12 protein-coding genes are annotated in these 16929 nt (G+C 72.1%); 9 read left to right on the top strand and 3 right to left on the bottom strand.

Going from position 1 to position 16929, the window contains the following annotated elements:
• Positions 1 to 127 precede the first annotated feature (127 nt).
• Positions 128 to 2398, bottom strand: a complete 2271-nt coding sequence (locus ACLU3S_RS06655) for a glutaminase domain-containing protein (protein ID WP_413950805.1) — start codon at positions 2396 to 2398, stop codon at positions 128 to 130.
• Between the two features lie 747 nt (positions 2399 to 3145).
• Here ACLU3S_RS06655 and ACLU3S_RS06650 point away from each other — a divergent pair.
• The 5 genes from ACLU3S_RS06650 (at position 3146) to ACLU3S_RS06630 (ending at position 9626) form a co-directional block, all read left to right on the top strand.
• Positions 3146 to 3292 (top strand): hypothetical protein, encoded by a 147-nt coding sequence (locus tag ACLU3S_RS06650; protein WP_413950804.1) that lies wholly within the window; start codon positions 3146 to 3148, stop codon positions 3290 to 3292.
• 79 nt (positions 3293 to 3371) lie between these two features.
• Entirely contained in the window at positions 3372 to 4397 is a 1026-nt protein-coding gene (locus tag ACLU3S_RS06645) for a LacI family DNA-binding transcriptional regulator (protein WP_413950803.1), read from the top strand.
• Positions 4398 to 4788: 391 nt separating this feature from the next.
• Complete coding sequence (locus ACLU3S_RS06640; protein ID WP_413950862.1) at positions 4789 to 7995, top strand: TIM-barrel domain-containing protein; 3207 nt, start codon at positions 4789 to 4791, stop codon at positions 7993 to 7995.
• A gap of 145 nt (positions 7996 to 8140) precedes the next feature.
• Entirely contained in the window at positions 8141 to 8392 is a 252-nt protein-coding gene (locus ACLU3S_RS06635; RefSeq protein WP_413950802.1) for a hypothetical protein, read from the top strand.
• Positions 8393 to 8990: 598 nt separating this feature from the next.
• On the top strand, positions 8991 to 9626 hold the full coding sequence (locus ACLU3S_RS06630; protein ID WP_413950801.1) for a cysteine hydrolase family protein: 636 nt from the start codon (positions 8991 to 8993) through the stop codon (positions 9624 to 9626).
• Positions 9627 to 9676: 50 nt separating this feature from the next.
• Here ACLU3S_RS06630 and ACLU3S_RS06625 read toward each other — a convergent pair whose 3' ends face one another.
• Together ACLU3S_RS06625 and ACLU3S_RS06620 are read right to left on the bottom strand one after the other, a co-directional pair.
• Positions 9677 to 10267, bottom strand: coding sequence for a TetR/AcrR family transcriptional regulator (locus tag ACLU3S_RS06625; RefSeq protein ID WP_413950800.1), 591 nt, complete (start codon positions 10265 to 10267; stop codon positions 9677 to 9679).
• Positions 10268 to 10558: 291 nt separating this feature from the next.
• Complete coding sequence (locus tag ACLU3S_RS06620) at positions 10559 to 10939, bottom strand: antibiotic biosynthesis monooxygenase family protein (RefSeq protein ID WP_413950799.1); 381 nt, start codon at positions 10937 to 10939, stop codon at positions 10559 to 10561.
• Between the two features lie 392 nt (positions 10940 to 11331).
• Between ACLU3S_RS06620 and ACLU3S_RS06615 the strand changes: the two genes are divergently transcribed.
• The 4 genes from ACLU3S_RS06615 (at position 11332) to ACLU3S_RS06600 (ending at position 16831) form a co-directional block, all read left to right on the top strand.
• Complete coding sequence (locus tag ACLU3S_RS06615; RefSeq protein ID WP_413950798.1) at positions 11332 to 12684, top strand: peptidase S8; 1353 nt, start codon at positions 11332 to 11334, stop codon at positions 12682 to 12684.
• A 56-nt stretch (positions 12685 to 12740) separates the two neighbouring features.
• Positions 12741 to 13277 (top strand): hypothetical protein, encoded by a 537-nt coding sequence (locus ACLU3S_RS06610; protein WP_413950797.1) that lies wholly within the window; start codon positions 12741 to 12743, stop codon positions 13275 to 13277.
• Between the two features lie 372 nt (positions 13278 to 13649).
• Positions 13650 to 14753, top strand: a complete 1104-nt coding sequence (locus tag ACLU3S_RS06605) for a hypothetical protein (RefSeq protein ID WP_413950796.1) — start codon at positions 13650 to 13652, stop codon at positions 14751 to 14753.
• A gap of 353 nt (positions 14754 to 15106) precedes the next feature.
• Positions 15107 to 16831, top strand: a complete 1725-nt coding sequence (locus ACLU3S_RS06600) for a fatty acyl-AMP ligase (protein WP_413950795.1) — start codon at positions 15107 to 15109, stop codon at positions 16829 to 16831.
• The last annotated feature ends 98 nt before the right edge of the window (positions 16832 to 16929 follow it).

Raw genomic sequence — 16929 nt, 5'->3', positions numbered from 1 at the left:
CCCGCACACCTTGGCCGGAACGGTCCGCGCCGCCCCTTGCAGGAGGTGACCCTGCTTCTCGGCCCTGGCGCGGTGGGGCGCGGGTGCCGGCGGTGACGGCGCGTCCGCCGGCACCGGTCGGGGACGGTCATCGGCGCAGGCTCAGCAGCGCGAAGACGCCGCCGACCACCGGGCGGGCCTGGAAGCCGCTGCGGGTGTTCGCCGCGGTGTCGTACCAGTCGGTGAACGGCGTCCGCGAGGGCGAGGTGTGCGCGAACCGGTAGAGCGAGGAGATCAGCAGGTCGCTGACCGGGTGGTCGCGCAGCCAGGCGGCCGTCCACATCTCCCAGTCGCCCTTGGTGTAGCTGTGCCGCGGGTCCAGTGGGATGCCGTACTGGTTGGCCTGCGACAGGTACCAGTCGCCCTCTGCGCGGGCCACGTCGCGCGGTACGAGGTTCAGCCCGAGCAGTGAGTCGGGGTAGCCGTTGTACTTCAGGCTCCAGGTGCCGGGCTGGTCGTAGGCGAGCTTGAGGTGGTCCTTGCCGGTGTCCTGGGCCTTGTCCACCCACTGGCCGATGTAGTCGCGGGCGGTGCTGTCGTAGTGGGCGCCGTCCGAGGAGTGGCCTGCCACGGTCGCGATCCGGCCCATGGCGCCGATGGCCAGGATGCCCTTCAGGGCGAGGTTCGCGCTGTGGGCGATGAAGCCGGTGAAGTCGTCGGTCTGGTTCTGGTAGCCCGGGTCGAGGGCGTTGTCCACCAGATAGTCGGCCCACTGCTTGAGGATCGCGTAGTGCGCGGAGGCGAACGCGGCGGCCTCGGCGGAGCCGCTGCGCGCGAGGTAGGCCGCCGTCATCAGGAGCATGTTGGCGGACTCCTCGACCGGCATGTCCTCCTCGTTGCCGTCGTTGTGTCCGCTCGCGTCGGGGTAGCTGGAGCCGAGGTCGTGCTGGGCGAACTTCTTGGGCCAGCCGCCGTTCTCCGCGTAGTCGAAGAGCGGTTCGAGGAGCAGGCCGAGGTACCGCGGGTCCAGGTAGAGGAACACCGGCATCGCCGGGTAGGTCACGTCGATGGTCGAGACGTTGCCGTCGGAGGAGATCTCCTTCAGGAAGGCCCAGGGCCTGCCCTTCCTGCTGACCAGTTCGGTGCCCGCGTACGCCTGCCGGAGGGAGAGCGCGCACAGCGCGGCGTATTTCGCGCCGCCCGCGGCCGTCGCCTCCGTCCGCACCTTGTGGTCCAGGGCAGCGGTGCGCTTCTGCGCCGCGGTCGCGTCGGAGTGGAAGAAGCCGACCATGGCCTGCCGGCTCGACCAGTACGACTTCCACAACGGCGGCAACTGCTCGCCGAGGTAGCTGACGGCGGGCTCGCGGACGTGCCCGACCGACATCAGTGCCCGTGTCGAAGCCCGCACACTGCCGAGGTCGAAACGGAAGGCGAAGACCGGCCAGCTGTCGTCGATGGCACGCGGCTGGCGGGTGTCCGCCGAGTCGGCCAGCGCGTGGCCGGCCAGTGCGGTGGCACGGACGTCGGTGTCCGAGCCGATCTGCCAGCTCAGCCCCGGGCGGTCGGTGGCGCTCCACACGACGGTTCCCCAGGAGGCCATGTCGCCGTTCTCCTCGAGCACTCCGGGGTTGTCCGCAGCGAAGGACAGCGAGGTCGCCGTGGTGCCGCCGGAGCCGGACAGCTGCTGCTGGGACCAGCGGATCTTCGTTCCGGAGTCGCCCGAGGCCCACTCGCCGGAGATGTCGAGGTACAGCGAGACGTCGTGTGCCCCGCCGTCGGAACTGCGCACGTCCGCGATGACGTACGACAGCGGCATCGACTGGCGGCGCAGGTCGCCGGGCTCGACGGGGGAGAGGAACGTCAGGGTCAGCTGCGCGCCCCCGGCCTCGAAGACGAACCGCGAGCGGGTCGCGGTGAGGGTCAGCGAGCGCTGGACCGCGCCGCGGGAGAGCGGGTGGTCGGGCACGTTGGGCGCGCCCAGGAACAGGAAGTTGGTGCCGTCGACCCGGATGACACCGGTCATGGCGGTGGTGTGGCCGGTCCAGAAGGCCGGCCAGTGGCCGGCCGGCAGATCGGCGTCCAGCCACGTGCTCAGATAGGGCGAGCGGACGGCCAGTGGCACGGCGGGTGGCCGGATCGGATCGAACGCGGGAGCCGACGGGCCGGGGGAGTGGCCGCCGGAGGAGGCGGGGACGCCCCTCCGCGCGGACGTCCCCTGCAGCGGGCGGCCGGCGGCGGCCCAGGCGTTGTGGGCGAAGCCCGGCAGCAGACCGGTGCCGGCGGCACCGAGGCCCGCGCCGGTCCACCGGATCAGGCCGCGGCGGCTGAGACTCCCGGCGGGGGCGCCAGGTCCGGCCGGGGTATCGGGGACGCCGGAGTCGTGCGCAGGCAGCTCGGTGTTGTCGTTCCTTGGCGTCATTCGGATCTCCTGGAAGAGCCGCTCGGGGAAGACGGTGAAGGACGGGCAGAGGTGCGCGCGGGGGTGGGCGCGTCGATCCGCCACAAGGAGCCGGAGGGGACGGCGCGCGGGCCCTGGCATGGACCACAGGGCAGGTGGGGAAGTCGCGGAGAGATCGCCGGTACAACGATGGAAAAGTGAGCAGGACGATGACAGCACAGCCAGATTGTCATGTCCACCCCTTGGCGCCCGCCAGGTTCCCGGCGCTGGAAGTCCTGGGAGGGTGGGGCTCAACTCTCCGTATTGTCCGAAGAGTTGAGGCGAACGAGGGATCGTGTCGACGGGCTGACGACGGCCTCAGGGGCTGACCCCCGGCCCTCGTAGTGAGCTTCGAACAAGCCAATCGATGCGAGGCCGAACCGACGCATTGACAGTTTCGGAGGTCATCCTCCACTGTGCCTCTACATCGTTGTATCACCGTGTCAGGCCAGGTCGCCCACCAGCCCGCCCGGCCGGTTCTCCCGCTCTACCTTCCGTCAGAACCCGCACGCTCCGACCCCTTCGACGAGGATGTGATCGGCGCATGTACTCCTTCCTCCGGGCCAAGGCCGTCTCCGCCGCGGTACTGACCGCAGGCCTGTGCCTGACCGCGACCGCCTGCACCGACTCCGGTGACGACTCGCCCGCCTCCGCTGCCGGCGCGAGCAGCGACACCACCGCGGCCGCCCAGCAGTTGGCCTCGCCCGGCGCTTCCGGCGGCGGCACGGCGTGCTGCTGCCGGCGGTCGTCCACAACCTCGTCGACCACTCCTTCTCGCAGTACGGCTCCGCCTTCACCGACACGGTCAACGGCGCCTTTCTGGCTGTGGTAGTCCTGATGCAGGCCCTGCTCAGCCGCACCCAACAGCTGGAATGAGCACCCGCCGCCGAATCCGGCCCGGCACGGCCGCCCGGCAGAGCGCCGGACCACCCTCCGCCTTTGAGAAAGGACCGTCGTGGGCGTCAGCCTGAAGGATGTCGCGCTGCGCGCCGGCGTGTCGGTGAAGACCGTCTCGAACGTCGTCAACGACTACCCGCACGTCACCCCCCGTACCCGCGAGCGGGTCCAGCGCGCCATCGACGAGCTCGGCTACCGGCCCAACCTGACGGCGCGCCACCTGCGCAAGGGCCGCACCGGGCTGATCACCCTGGCCATTCCGGAACTGGGCAACCCCTACTTCGCGGAGGTGGCCGGCGCGGTGATCGACGCCGCCGCCCGGCACGACCTCACGGTGCTGCTCGACCACACCGCGGGGCTGCGGGAGAAGGAACTGCTGGTCTCCCAGGGCTTCCGCTCGCACGTGATCGACGGCCTGATCCTCAGCCCCATCGGGCTGGAGCACAAGGACCTCCTGGACCGCCCCGAAGGTCCGCCCATGGTGCTGCTCGGCGAGCGCGAGTACGAGGGCCCCTACGACCACATCATGATCGACAACGTGGGTGCGGCCCGGATCGCGGTGCGCCATCTGCTCGACCTCGGCCGGCGCCGGGTTGCCTTCCTCGGCGCACGCCGCGAGAGCGCCCGCCAGCCCGCCCATCTGCGCCTGCGCGGCTGGCGCGAGGCCATCACCGCGGCCGGACTGGTCCCCGACGAGTCCCTGGTGGTGGCCACCGAGGGCTACGACCGGGCCGACGGCGCCGCCGCGATGGCCTGTCTGCTCGACCGGGACCAGCGTCCCGACGCCGTGTTCGCCTACAACGACCTGATCGCGCTGGGCGCCATGCGCACCCTGGTCGAACGCGGCCTGCGGGTGCCCGAGGACATCGCGGTCGTCGGGTTCGACGACATCGAGGAGGGGCGCTACGGAGCGGTGTCGCTGAGCACGGTCGCACCCGACAAGGCCGGCCTCGCCCGGCTCGCCGTCGACTGTCTGGTGGAGCGCATCGCCGCCCGGGCGATGGACCCGCCGCCGGCACCCCGCCTGATCCAGCCCGGCTACCGGCTGATCGTGCGCGAATCCACCGCGATCCGAAGGACCTGACCGGAACCGCCTCAGCGCCGCCGTACACCTTCGACGAGCGAGGACGAGGATGCCGATACCCCACTGCACCCTGACCGGCTCACCGTACGGCACCGCGCACGACATCCCGACTCGCCGAACCGGCCGGAGTACCCGAGCGCGGTCCTGCGACCCGGCCAGGAGTACCGCAGCCGCACCGAGTTCCGCTTTCCGCACCCGACGGCGTGAGCACCGGCCGGCCGGTGCCGGCGGCGGCGTGTGACGACATGCGACGCCCCCGCCGCACGGCAGTCACCCGTCAACCGGTCGAAGGAGAAACGGAGTCGACATGACAGGCGTATCGAGGAAACGACGGCGCGGAACAGCGCGGCGGCAGGTGGGCGCGGCGGCGGCCCTGGCCGTCGCCGCCACCATGACACTGGCGGGCACCGGTCCCGTCGCGGCCGGCGAGGCGCGGCAAGGCCGGCACGTCCCGGCCGTGACCTCCGGCGACGCCCGCTTCGAGGTGCTGTCGCCGACGCTGATCCGCACCGAGTACGCGGGCGACCACACGTTCACCGACGCCCCGACGTTCAACGCGATCGGCCGCGACGGCTTCGCCCCGGCCTCCTACACGGCCCGAACGTCCGACGGCTGGCTGACCATCACCACGAGCGCGCTGACCCTGCGCTACCGGGTCGGCTCCGGACCGTTCGACGTCCGCAACCTCTCGGTGCGCCTGACCGCGGGCGACGCACCGGTGACCGCCACCCCCTGGCAGCGGCTGACCTGCGAGCCGGGCGACCTGTGCGAGGCGGAGAACCTCCGGCTCGACGGCGTGTCCGTGGCCTTTGACCACGCCGGCCACACGGGCACCGGCTTCGCCGCGGGATTCGCGGGCACCGGCAGCTCGGCGTCGGCCGACATCGATGTCAGCAGCGCCGGTACCTACCGGTTCGGCCTGCGCTACGCCAACTCCCTAGGCGGCGACGGAAAGAACCAGACCCGGACGCTGACGCTGTCGGTCGACGGCGGGGCGCAGCGGACGGTGACCCTGCCCACCACGGGCGACTGGGACACCTGGAAGCTCGCCACCACGGACGTCTCGCTCGGCGCGGGACATCACACGATCGCGCTGACCCGCACCGCCTTGGACAGCGGGAACGTCAACATCGACAGCGTCGCGCTGGTACGCCCCGGCGATCCCTACCCGCCGGTGTCCACCACGGCGATCCCCGACTGCCTGCTCGGGGTGAGCTGCGAGGCGGAGGCCGGCCGGATCGCCGGCACCGCGACCAGCGCCACCGACCACCAGGGGTACGCGGGAGGCGGCTTCGTCGCCGAGCTGAACCAGGGATCGGGCCTGACCACCCACCTGGTCGGCGTGCCCGCCGACGGCACCTACACCCTGCGGGTGCGCTACGCCAACGGCACCGGCGGCGACGGCCTGCACCAGACCCGCACCGCCACGGTGTCCACGGGCGCCGGCACCGGGACACTGACCCTTCCGGCGACGAAGGACTGGGACGACTGGCAGACCGCCTCCGTGCCCGTGACCCTGAAGGCGGGCGAGGACGACGTCACCCTCGGCTGCCCCGGCACGGCGAGCTGCCACGTCAACCTGGACACCGTCTCCGCGACCCCCACCGGCGCCGCGGCCCCGCAGCCGCACCTCGCACTCGGCGGCTACCGCCGCGGCCTGGACGGAGTGACCGGCACCGGCGCCGCCCCCACGACCACCCCCGGACTGCTCGCCAAGGACGGCTGGTACCTGCTGGACGACACCCCGTCGGCGCTCTACGACACCCCCACGCAGAAGGTGACACCGCGTCCCGCGCACGACGGCCGGCCCTACCAGGACGGCTACGTCTTCGGCTACGGGCACGACTACAAGCAGGGCCTCACCGACCTGGCCACCCTGACCGGGCCTCCCGCGCTTCTGCCCCCGTGGGCGTACGGGGTGTGGTACTCGGAGTACATCGACCGCACCGCGGCCGACTACGAGGACACCATCCTCCCGGCCTTCCGCTCCGAAGGCGTCCCGCTGGACGTCCTGGTGACCGACACGGACTTCAAGGCCGTGAACAGCTGGAGCGGTTGGGAGATGGACCCGGGCAGGTTCCCGGACCCGAAGGGCTTCTTCGACTGGTCCGCCGCACAGGGGCTGCACAACACGCTCAACGTGCACCCGAGCATCCTCGCCTCCGACCCCCAGTTCGCCCAGGCACAGGCCACGGCCAAGGGCAGGCTGACGAAGGGCGGTTGCGCCCCCGGTGCCTCGGTCGAGAACAACTGCTACACCTTCGACTTCGGCGACCCCGACCAGCTCAAGGCCTACCTGGACCTGCACCGGACCCTGGACGAGCAGGGCAACGACTTCTGGTGGCTCGACTGGTGCTGCGACTCCTCGCAGTCCTCGCTGCGGGGTGTCACGCCGGACGCCTGGATCAACCAGCAGTACGCCGCCCTCACCGCGAAGACCCTCGGCCGCGGCTTCGTCCTCTCCCGCGCCTACGGCTCCCTGCAGGCCGGCGGATACAGCGGCCGGCAGGCGCTGCCGACCGGGCCGTGGGCGGACAAGCGCAGCACCGTGCACTTCACCGGCGACACCTCCTCCACCTGGGGCACCCTGAAGCTGGAGGTCGGCTACACCCCGGGTGAGTCGGCGGCGACCGGAATGGCCGCCATCACGCACGACATCGGCGGCCACAACGACACGACGGGGCTGACCGGTTCGGAGACCTACACCGACGGCGGCCAGACCCGCACCACGCACAAACTGCCCGACGACCTGTACGCCCGCTGGGTGCAGTTCGGCGCCTTCCAGCCGGTCGACCGCCTGCACAGCAACCACAGCGACCGGCTGCCCTGGCAGTACGGCGCCGAGGCGCGCACGTCCGCGGACGCGTTCCTCAACCTCCGCGAGAACCTGGTGCCTTACACCTACTCTCTGGCCGAGGAGGCGAACCGCATCGGTGTGCCGATCGTCCGCCCCACCTACCTGGAGTACCCGGAGGAGGCCCAGGCGTACGCCACAGCGGGCAGCGAGTACTTCTACGGCCCGGACGTCCTGGTCGCGCCGGTCACGACGCCGGGGACGACCGCGACGACCTCGGTGTGGTTCCCGCCCGGCCGGTGGACCGACTACTTCACCGGCAGGACCTACCAGGGTGGCACCACCCAGGACGTCACCACCGGCCTGGACACCATGCCCGTGTTCGTCAAGGCCGGCGGCATCCTGCCGACCCGCACCCACGACGTGGCGAGCAACGACAAGGCCCCGCTGACCGACCTCACCCTGACCGTCGCCACCGGCGCGCCGGGGTCGTACCGCCTGTACGAGGACGACGGGACCGCCACGGGCAAGGGGCACAGCGCCACGACGACCATCCGGTACGGCAGCCGCGGCGCGCGCCACACGGTGTCGATCGGTCCGGCGCGGGGCTCCTTCCACGGCCAGGTGAGGAACCGCCGGTGGACGCTGTCCCTGCTGGGGGTCACCCACGCGCCCATGGAGGTCGCCGCCGGCGGCGTAGGGCTGACCGCGTCCGACTACCGCTGGAACAGCTCCACCGGGACCCTCACGATCACGCTGCCCCGGCACACCGTCCGCCGGCCGATCACCGTCACCTACCAGTAGGGAGCAGGCACACACCCTGACGGTTCACGTCCCGGAGCCCGGATGGCCGCCCCGATGAGCGCCGTGGGAGATGTCGATCTAGCCTCCGAAAGGAGCGCTTAGTGGATCTTCTTATGGTGCGCTCTACTCGGCTGAAGGAGAAGACATGAGCAGGCTTCGCAAGGCGGCCGTCGGGATCGCCCTCGTCGGTGGCATCAGCCTCATGGGCATCGGCCCCGCCTCCGCACACGCCGCCGGAGGCGGGCACGGCGGCGGTTGCAAGTCCCACGACTTCAACATGGACCTCTTCGGTGAGGTGGGCCTCGCCAACGGCCTCTTCGGAAACGTGCTGAACGGCGAGGGCAACCCGGGTGCCCAGTTCACCAGCTTCGGTTCCGAATGCGGTGGGGGCTGGTAGCAGCTTCGGCTGTGTGCATCCCTGAGCGAGTGTCAAAGGCCCCGGACCGGAATCGGTCCGGGGCCGTTCGCCGCGTGCCCCGCCGTCGGTTGCCCTCGTCCCTCGCACACCAACGGCCTGCCGGATCACCGGACGAGGCCGGGCGGCCGCGCGCCGGTCGTCCTCCGCGCCGCAGGCCCGGGATCCGCAGGAGCAGCACCTGACGAGGTGCTCCCGGGCGTGCCCCTGGCCGCGCCCGGCTCCGGCCCCACCCCCTCGAGCGGCCCCGCCCGTCCGTCCTGGACAGCCTCTCCAGGTGCCGGAGCGCTCCCGTACTCGTATGGTGTGTGAAGCGTCGAGGACCGGGTGTCCCAGTGGGAGCGCGAGCCGGTCGGGGCGGTCGCGCAGCGCGCCGCGAGGACGAACGCCGAGCCGTTGATCCTCGCCCGGCGCACACACGCAAGGGGGGTGCGTCGGGCAGGGATGCCATGACATCTCGAGCGGAGCCACGCGGCGCGGAGGTCGTCCGGGAGACGGAATTGCCTCCCCGACCCGGATCCGGGGCAAGCCCCGCACCGGCGTTCTGACGTGGGACACGAGGCAGCGCCGAGGAGTTGCGATGAACACCGGAGCACGAGCACGTGTGGCCTATCCGGCCGAAGAGACCGCGTTGCTCATCATCGATCCGTACAACGACTTCCTCTCCGAGGGAGGCAAGTTGTGGCCGCGGGCCAAGGAGGTCGCGGAGGGCATCGGGCTGCTCGACCATATGCGCGCGGTGCTGGCCGCGGCTCGCGACCACGGTTTCCACGTGTTCATCGTGCCGCACCGCCAGACGGCGCCCGGCGACTACCTGACCTGGGACCACCTCTCCCCGACACAGCAGCGCGTCGTGGAAGGGCAGACGTGCGCGGTCGGCAGTTGGGGAGCCGCATGGCATCCGGACTTCGTACCGCGGGAGAACGAGCTGGTCATGCGGCAGCACTGGGCATCCAGCGGCTTCGCGAACACGGACCTGGACATGATGCTGAAGCAGCACAAGGTCCAGAAGCTGGTGATCATCGGCATGAAGGCCAACACCTGCGTGGACACCACCGCCCGCTTCGGGCAGGAGCTGGGATACCACGTCACCCTCGTACGCGACGCCATCGGCGCCTTCACCTGGGACGAGATGAAGGCGACGTTCGACATCAACGCGCCGGCGTACGCGCATGCCGTCCTGACGGCGGACGAGTTCGTGAGAACCCTCCGTTGAGCGGGTGAGCCCGGGCCGCCGGCCGGGGGACGCGCCGGTCTCGGCGGAAATCAGGCGGCCGGTTCGGCGGCTCGGGGCCGGCGCCGCTTGAGGCGGTCGGCGACCGTGCCGAGCAGTTCGTCGGAGAAGGCGGGGTCGGCGACGGCCCTGGACATGAGCATGGCCCCGACCAGCGCGCTGAGGGTGAGCATGGCCTCGGCCCTGGCTTCCTCGGCGTCGTCGTCCATGCCGGCGATCAGGTCGAGATATGCGCGCACCTGCTTCTCGTACGCGTCCTTGAGCTGCCGGTCACCTCGGCCCGCATCGGCGCCGAGGGTGACCAGGGCGCAGCCGGTGGCGGGCGCGTCGCGGTGCCGCTGGGCGAGGTAGGCGTCGATGAGGCCGGTCGCCGGCTCCTGCTCGTTCTTGCGTGCGGCGTTCTCCATCTTCGCCGAGCCCTCGGTGAGGGCCCGGGTCGCCGCCTGCGCGATCAGGTCGTCGCGGGAGGCGAAGTGCTTGTAGAAGCCGCCGTGGGTGAGGCCCGCCTCCTGCATCAGTTCCGCGATGCCGGGACGGGTGACGCCTTCGGCCCGGACCTTGCGGGACGCGATGCGCAGCACTCGTTCGCGGGACGCGGCCTTGTCCGCCTGCGAGTGTCCCATGCCGGACCTCCTCCGAAGATGCGGCCCCGGGCCGCCGCCAACTGGATGATGCCCATCATACTCCGCACCTGGCGCACGGCCTCTCGGCTCGACATGCGTCGATCCCGGGCTCCTCGACCCGTGCGAACCGGCAGAGCCGCACGGCAGTGACGCCGCGCTGTCCGCGCAGCCGTCGGTGGCGGCGGCTGCGCGGGCACCCCGACGGGGCACGGCCGTGGGCCGGCCGGCCGGTGATCCCGCAGGGCACGGTCCCTGCCGGAGCCGGCACGGCTGCGCTGCCGGGCTCCGGCCTCAGTCGGTTGCCCGGCTCTGCGGGCCCTCCGCTCGCGCGAACCCGTGGCTCCGCTCCACCTTCGCCACATGCAGCGTGTAGCACTCGTACCACTGGGCTCGCCCGCGCTTCTGCGCCGCGCGGTGCTCGGCGTCGCACCGCCACTTCGTGAGGGCGTCGGCGTCGCGGAAGTAGCCGACGGTGATGCCCAGACCGCCGGGAGTCTGCGCGTGGTCCATTCCCAGGAACCCGGGGACGTTCTTCACGAGTTCTTCCATGCGTGCGTCGGTCTCGCTGTAGCCACTCTGGTCCTGGGTTCGCACCGTGGTGAAGACGGCCACGTAATAGGGGGGTTCGAAGGCCCCTACGGGCGCGACAGGGGCGTCGGTGTGATCGCTCATGGCGCCACGGTAAGGCGGGGCGCGGCCGGCGATCCAGCGCGTTTCCTGCCCAGGTTCACTGAGCCCGGACCGATCGTCGGACTCACCCTGCCCACAGGGCCGGTCCTCGGCGGAGAGCTGCTGCCACAGCCATGAAGAACCCCCAGCAGACCGAGACTTGGGCTGCCTGACTGGGCATCAGAAAAAATGTCGGTCGTTCAACGAACTCTTCTGCGCCGGGCGTGATCCAAGCGGCCGTGGTGCATCGCATCACGGCCGCTTCAGCGCTCCGCGTCAGCGGAACGCCGGAGCGGATCTGGGACGCGCCCGTGCCCAACGGGCCGGGCGCAGAAGGGATTCGTGAATCTGTGGATCGAATGAGAGGGAGACGGCCGGTCATACGCACGGCCCGCGTGCGTCGGACGACCGGCGCACTGGCGGTCGTGACCGCGGTCCCCGCTCTGCTGTTCGGAGCACTGGCCTCCCCCCACGCGGTGGCCGCGCCGCCGACGACCGGCGGGGTCGCCCGCTCGGCCGCCGTCGCCGACAGCGGTGAGCCCATCGTCCGGCTGCGCCAGGAGGTGCGGTCCGGGTCACTGCTGGACCGGCACGGCGTGCGGGCCGTCTGCCCGCGGTGCGCGGCTCAGGTCGTCACCGAGAAGACCGGCGGCACCACGCCGCTGCGCGCGTCGGCGCCGGCGGGCTACGGCCCGGCCGACCTGGCCACGGCGTACGACCTGCCCGCAACGTCGAAGAGCACGGCGACCATCGCGATCATCGACGCCGGCGTCGACGAGACGCTCGCCGCCGACCTGGCCCACTACCGTGCCGCCTACGGCCTGCCGGCCTGCGACACGGCGTCCGGCTGCCTCACCCTGAAGAACTACACGGGCGGCAAGCAGCCGGCGCCGCAGAAGAGCGGCCCCGGAGCCGCCCTCGAGGAGGAACTCGCCCTCGAGACCTCGCTCGACCTCGACGCGGCCTCGGCCGCGTGCCCCACCTGCCGCCTGGTGGAGATCTCCGTGCCCTGGCAGGACGGCGAGGACGACAACGATGTCTCCACCGGTGACTTCGCCAAGGCGGTGAACACCGCGGTGGCCTCCAACGCCTCGGCCGTCAGCATCAGTTACGGCTACACCGCGGACGTGACCAACACCAGCGGCGCCTACCTCAAGGCGCTCCGGCACAAGGGCGTCGCGATCACCGCCGCGACCGGAGACGAGGGCTTCAACGGCGGCATCCACCAGCTGTGGCCGTCCAACCTGCCCTCGGTGATCGCCGTGGGCGGCGTCACCCTGCCCGCCACCGGTCCGGCGACCGCCTGGTGGGCGGCCGGCAGCGGCTGCGAGACCGACTTCGCCGCCGCCACCGGGCAGCCCTCCTCGGCGACCGCCGCATGCGGCCACCACCGGGCCGCCGCCGACGTGTCCGCGGACGCCGACCCGGCGACGGGCCTGGCCGTCTACGACACCTACGCGCCGAGCAGCGGCGAGCCCAACGACTGGACGATCGTGGGCGGCACGAGTGCCTCCGCGCCGTACATCGCCGGACTGTACGCCCGCGCCGGTCACCTGGGCTCCGTGCAGGGGCCGGGCACCCTCTACAAGGCGCCGCCGTCCGACTTCACGGACATCACCGGCGGGAACAACGAGGACTTCCACCAGTGCGCCGACTACCCCGGGATCGGCAGGTCGCTGTGCAACGCCGGCAAGGGCTGGGACGGGCCGACCGGAATCGGCATGCCCCACGGCCTCGGCGCGTTCTGATCCGCCTCCCGCACCACTGGACTTCCCGCACCACTGGACAAGAGAGGACCCGTCCCATGCGTAGAAGGACTCGGGCGACGGCGGTCGCCGCGGCGCTGTCCGCCGCGCTCCTGACCGGCTCCGGAATGGCCGACGCCGCCACCACCGCCACCGCCGCCAAGGCGGCGGTCCGGCCCTGCACCACCAGCAACGTGTCGTTCTACTTCGGTGGCTACTCCTACGGGCTCAGCCGGCGCAGCTTCGACCTCACGCTGCTCGCCCACGACGGCATCACCTGCAGCCTCAGCGACACCCCGCTGATCACCGTCAGCTCACCGCCGGACGCGGCCAAGAAGGTCCCCGTGACCGTCAACGGCCGCGGCGGCACCCTCGTGCTGCGCTCCGACTCGCCGCTGCACGCGACCGTCTTCTACTCGGTCCCCGACCTGCCGGAGAACAAGGTGGAGGTCAACGGCCTCACCCTCGCCATGCCCGACGGAACCAGCCGGGCCACGAGCTTCCTCTTCCCCGGCACCACCGACGTCTACAAGTCCGGCGTGTTCGTCACCTCCTGGGAGACCGGCATCGGCATGGGCCAGGGCGAGGAGCACTGAGCCCCCTGACGGCGGACGTCTGACGCCGTCCGGGCACGGGGGACCATGATGTCGGTACGGCCCGGCACACCGGGCCGTACCGACACCCGGTAGCGTGGACAGGACCAAGCAGCTTCACGGCCGGGGAGTCCTACGTGGTCCACGACGACCGTCCGACGGCGGGCGAGCCCCGGGTCCCGGCGGCCCCGGCCCCGCGCCCCGGCGCCATCTGTGCCTCATGACCTCCGCATACGGCAGGTTCATTCAGCAGGTCCGGCTGGACCAGGACGTGGACGCCGGCCGGTACCCGTTCAGCCTCCCCGCCGTGCGGCGACTCGCCGGTTCGGGCGCGCTCACTCTCCCTCCGGGCGCCGGCCGGACCTGCTCCCTCTGGTGGCCGTGCGGTGCGCCGACTGGGCGGACCCGGTGCGCACGCGGGCCCGCGAGCGGCTCAGCGAGGCGCTGGACGCCGAGACGGCCGTACGGCTGGCCCCGCTGATCCGGCGCCTCGCCGACCGGCATCGCGGCGACTTCGCTCTCGGCCTGCTCGACGACCTGCTGCGCCGGGCACCCCGGGAGCGGCTGACCCCGCTTCTCGTGTCCCCTGACCGTGCGGTACGCCGGTTCGGTTACGGCCTGGCCGTCGAGGAGGGCTTCCTTTCGGCAGCGGAACTGGCCCGTGCCGCCGCTCGGGACGACGACGCGGTCGTACAGACGCTGTGCTCGGAGGCCGCGCTCGCCGCCGCGACGAGGTGCGACGCGGAGGAGGTGCTGGACGCACTGCTGGGCGCCCGTAGCCCCAGGGCCCGCTCGGCGGGCGTCACCGCGCTGCGGCGACTGGAGGGGCCGGAGCGCGCCGTGAGTTTCCTCGCCGACCGTTCGGCGCTGGTGCGGGCCTGCGCCCGGTACGTCCTGCGGCAGCACGGGACCGATCCGCTGTCCTGGTACCGGGCGCGCTGCGCCGACCCGGGCGACGTGACGCTGCCGCCCGGTGCCGCGATCGGTCTCGCGGAGTGCGGGGAGCGTGCGGACGCGGCCCTCTTGTGGCCGCTGCTGGACCATCCGCTGCCCGGAGTGCGGGCGCGGGCGGTGGCGGGGCTGCGGACGCTGGACACGGCGGACGTCTCCCGGCTACGGCACCTGCTGGACGATCCGGCGCCCGGCGTGGTCCGCGAGGCCACGCTCGCCCTGCTGCCGTCGGCGGACGTGCTGCCGGCCGAGTGGCTGATGCGGCGGCTGGATGCGGTACGGCCCCGGTGGGAGCGGGTGTCCGCATGGCGGCCGCTCCTGTTGCACCCGGACGCCGTACGGCTGCAGGCGGCCGTGACACTGCTCGGCGACCCCGACGAACGACTGCGGGCGCGGGCGGTGCCGGTGGTGCGGGGCGCGCTGCTGTGGGGGATACCCGGCGGGTCGCGGCCGGAGGTCGCCGAGTTGCTCGAGCGAGGCCGCGCCCTGCTGGACCGAGGCACGGCGGTCACCCGGTGCGCCTGGTGATCCGCGCCACGTCGGCACCCGCGCGCCGGCCGGGCGCCTCGGCGGACCGGCGCAGCTGATCCAGGACATGACACCTGTCACCGGCAGCGCGGACCGCTCACAGTCAACTCCTCTTGGACACACAGCGTTTACGTGTGTTCGACCCGTCGCCGGGTGGGACTTGTTATGGTGCTACTCACTAGTAGCAAGCTGAGTGGGGGGACCCGGGGACCCATGGCCGGACGGCCGCGGGCGAGTGGTCGAGACGGACGACCTGGCAAGGGGGCCGGGCCGGCGGCTTCTGCGCGTGCGCGGCACGCGGCCGTCCACTCCGGTTCCCCCACCCGCTGACCCGGACAGGTGAGACACGTCATATGGCTCGTTCCCTGGTCGAATTACTGACCGCACACGCCCAGCAACAGCCCGAACGCACCGCCTACCGGTACCTCCTGACCGGCGACTGCGACGGAGACGTCCAGGACCTCTCCTACGCCCGACTGGCCCACCGCACCCGGGCCGTCGCCGGCTGGCTCCAGGACCGCGGCCTGGCCGGCTCGCGCGCCCTGCTGCTCCATCCGCCCGGCCTGGAGTTCGTCCCCGCCTTCCTGGGCTGCCTCGCCGCCGGCGTGGTCGCCGTGCCGGGCGTGCCCCCGCAGGGACGGTCGCAGAACCACCGCGCCCTGACCCGGATGAAGCGCCTGATGGCCGACTCCGGCGCCCAGGTGATCCTGGGCGGCCGGGAGGTCGTCGGCGCCCTGCACACCGGGGCCGAGCACCTGCCCGAACTGGACGCCGTCACCTGCGTCGCCACCGAGGACATCCCCGACGACGCGGCCGGTACCTGGCGCGCCCCCGACCTCACCGCCGACTCGGTGGCCTTCCTGCAGTACACCTCCGGCTCCACCTCCGCCCCGCGCGGTGTGGTGGTCACCCACGGCAACCTGCTGGACAACGAGCGGATCATCACCGAGCGGATGGGCCACACCCCGGACGTCCTCGCGGAGTACGGCGGGGAGCTGACGCTCAGCTGGCTCCCCGTCTACCACGACATGGGCCTCATGGGCCCGATCCTGAACACGCTGTACCTGGGCGCCACCACCACGCTCCTGTCACCGCTGCACTTCCTGCAGCGCCCCGGCCGCTGGCTGACCGCGATCAGCCGCTACCGGCCGCACACCAGCGGCGGCCCCAACTTCGCCTACGAGCTGTGCCTGAAGCACGCCACCGACGAGCTGGTCGACAGCCTCGACCTGAGCTCGTGGAAGGTCGCGTTCAACGGCGCCGAGCCGGTGCGCGCGGCCACGCTGCGACGGTTCACCGAGACCTTCCGCGCGGCCGGATTCCGTCAGGAGGCCTTCTATCCGTGCTACGGCCTGGCGGAGGCCACCTTGATGGTCACCGGCGGCGCGGTGGACGCCCCGCCCACCCTGCTGGACGCAGGCGAGACCGGCCCGCACGCCGGCGAGGCGGACGCGGCCGCCGTGGGCTGCGGCCGGCCGGGGACGGGCATCACCGTGGTGATCGTCGACCCCGAGCGGCAGGAGGAGCTGCCCGAGGGCGAGGTCGGTGAGATCTGGGTCGCCGGCGCGAGCGTGGCCAAGGGCTACTGGCGCAACACCCTAGCCACCCGGGAGACCTTCCGCGCCACCCTCACCGGCCGCGAGGGCCGCTTCCTGCGCACCGGCGACCTCGGCTTCCTGCGCGACGGCGAACTGTTCGTCACCGGCCGCCTCAAGGACCTCGTCGTCGTCGACGGACGCAACCACTACCCGCAGGACCTGGAGCTGTCCGCGGAGCTGTCCCACCCGGCGCTGCGGCCCGGCTGCACCGCCGCGTTCTCCGTGGACGCCGGCCGGGAGGGCGAACACGTCGTCGTGGTCGCCGAGGTGGCGCCCGACGCGGCCGGCGAGGCCGAGAAGATCACCGACCTGGTGCGCAGCGCCGTCGGCGAGGCCCACGCCCTGTCGGTGCGGGACGTGGTGCTGGTCCAGCCCGGCACCATCCCGAAGACGTCCAGCGGGAAGATCCAGCGCCGCGCCTGCCGGGCGGCCTACCTCGACGGCGCCCTCGCCGTGATCGGCGTGCCCGTCACGGGATGACCCGTCGCCGCCGGCGCCCGCCCGCGCCGGCCCCCCGCCGCGCCTGCCGAACCCCCGCACCCCGCGGCCGTACGTCACCCGATGCCCGCCGTACGCCG

It is taken from the genome of Streptomyces sp. AF1A (assembly GCF_047340315.1).
Lineage (GTDB): Bacteria > Actinomycetota > Actinomycetes > Streptomycetales > Streptomycetaceae > Streptomyces.
The sequence above is the reverse complement of the archived record's forward strand: the minus strand, read 5'-3'. Positions and strand labels throughout refer to the sequence as shown.

Excerpts from the sequence above, each read along its gene's own strand:
- ACLU3S_RS06620 (WP_413950799.1), bottom strand. The coding sequence starts at position 10,939 with ATGAGCGATCACACCGACGCCCCTGTCGCGCCCGTAGGGGCCTTCGAA.
- ACLU3S_RS06610 (WP_413950797.1), top strand. The coding sequence starts at position 12,741 with ATGCGTAGAAGGACTCGGGCGACGGCGGTCGCCGCGGCGCTGTCCGCC.
- ACLU3S_RS06630 (WP_413950801.1), top strand. The coding sequence starts at position 8,991 with ATGAACACCGGAGCACGAGCACGTGTGGCCTATCCGGCCGAAGAGACC.
- ACLU3S_RS06635 (WP_413950802.1), top strand. The coding sequence starts at position 8,141 with ATGAGCAGGCTTCGCAAGGCGGCCGTCGGGATCGCCCTCGTCGGTGGC.
- ACLU3S_RS06640 (WP_413950862.1), top strand. The coding sequence starts at position 4,789 with ATGACACTGGCGGGCACCGGTCCCGTCGCGGCCGGCGAGGCGCGGCAA.
- ACLU3S_RS06600 (WP_413950795.1), top strand. The coding sequence starts at position 15,107 with ATGGCTCGTTCCCTGGTCGAATTACTGACCGCACACGCCCAGCAACAG.
- ACLU3S_RS06655 (WP_413950805.1), bottom strand. The coding sequence starts at position 2,398 with ATGACGCCAAGGAACGACAACACCGAGCTGCCTGCGCACGACTCCGGC.
- ACLU3S_RS06625 (WP_413950800.1), bottom strand. The coding sequence starts at position 10,267 with ATGGGACACTCGCAGGCGGACAAGGCCGCGTCCCGCGAACGAGTGCTG.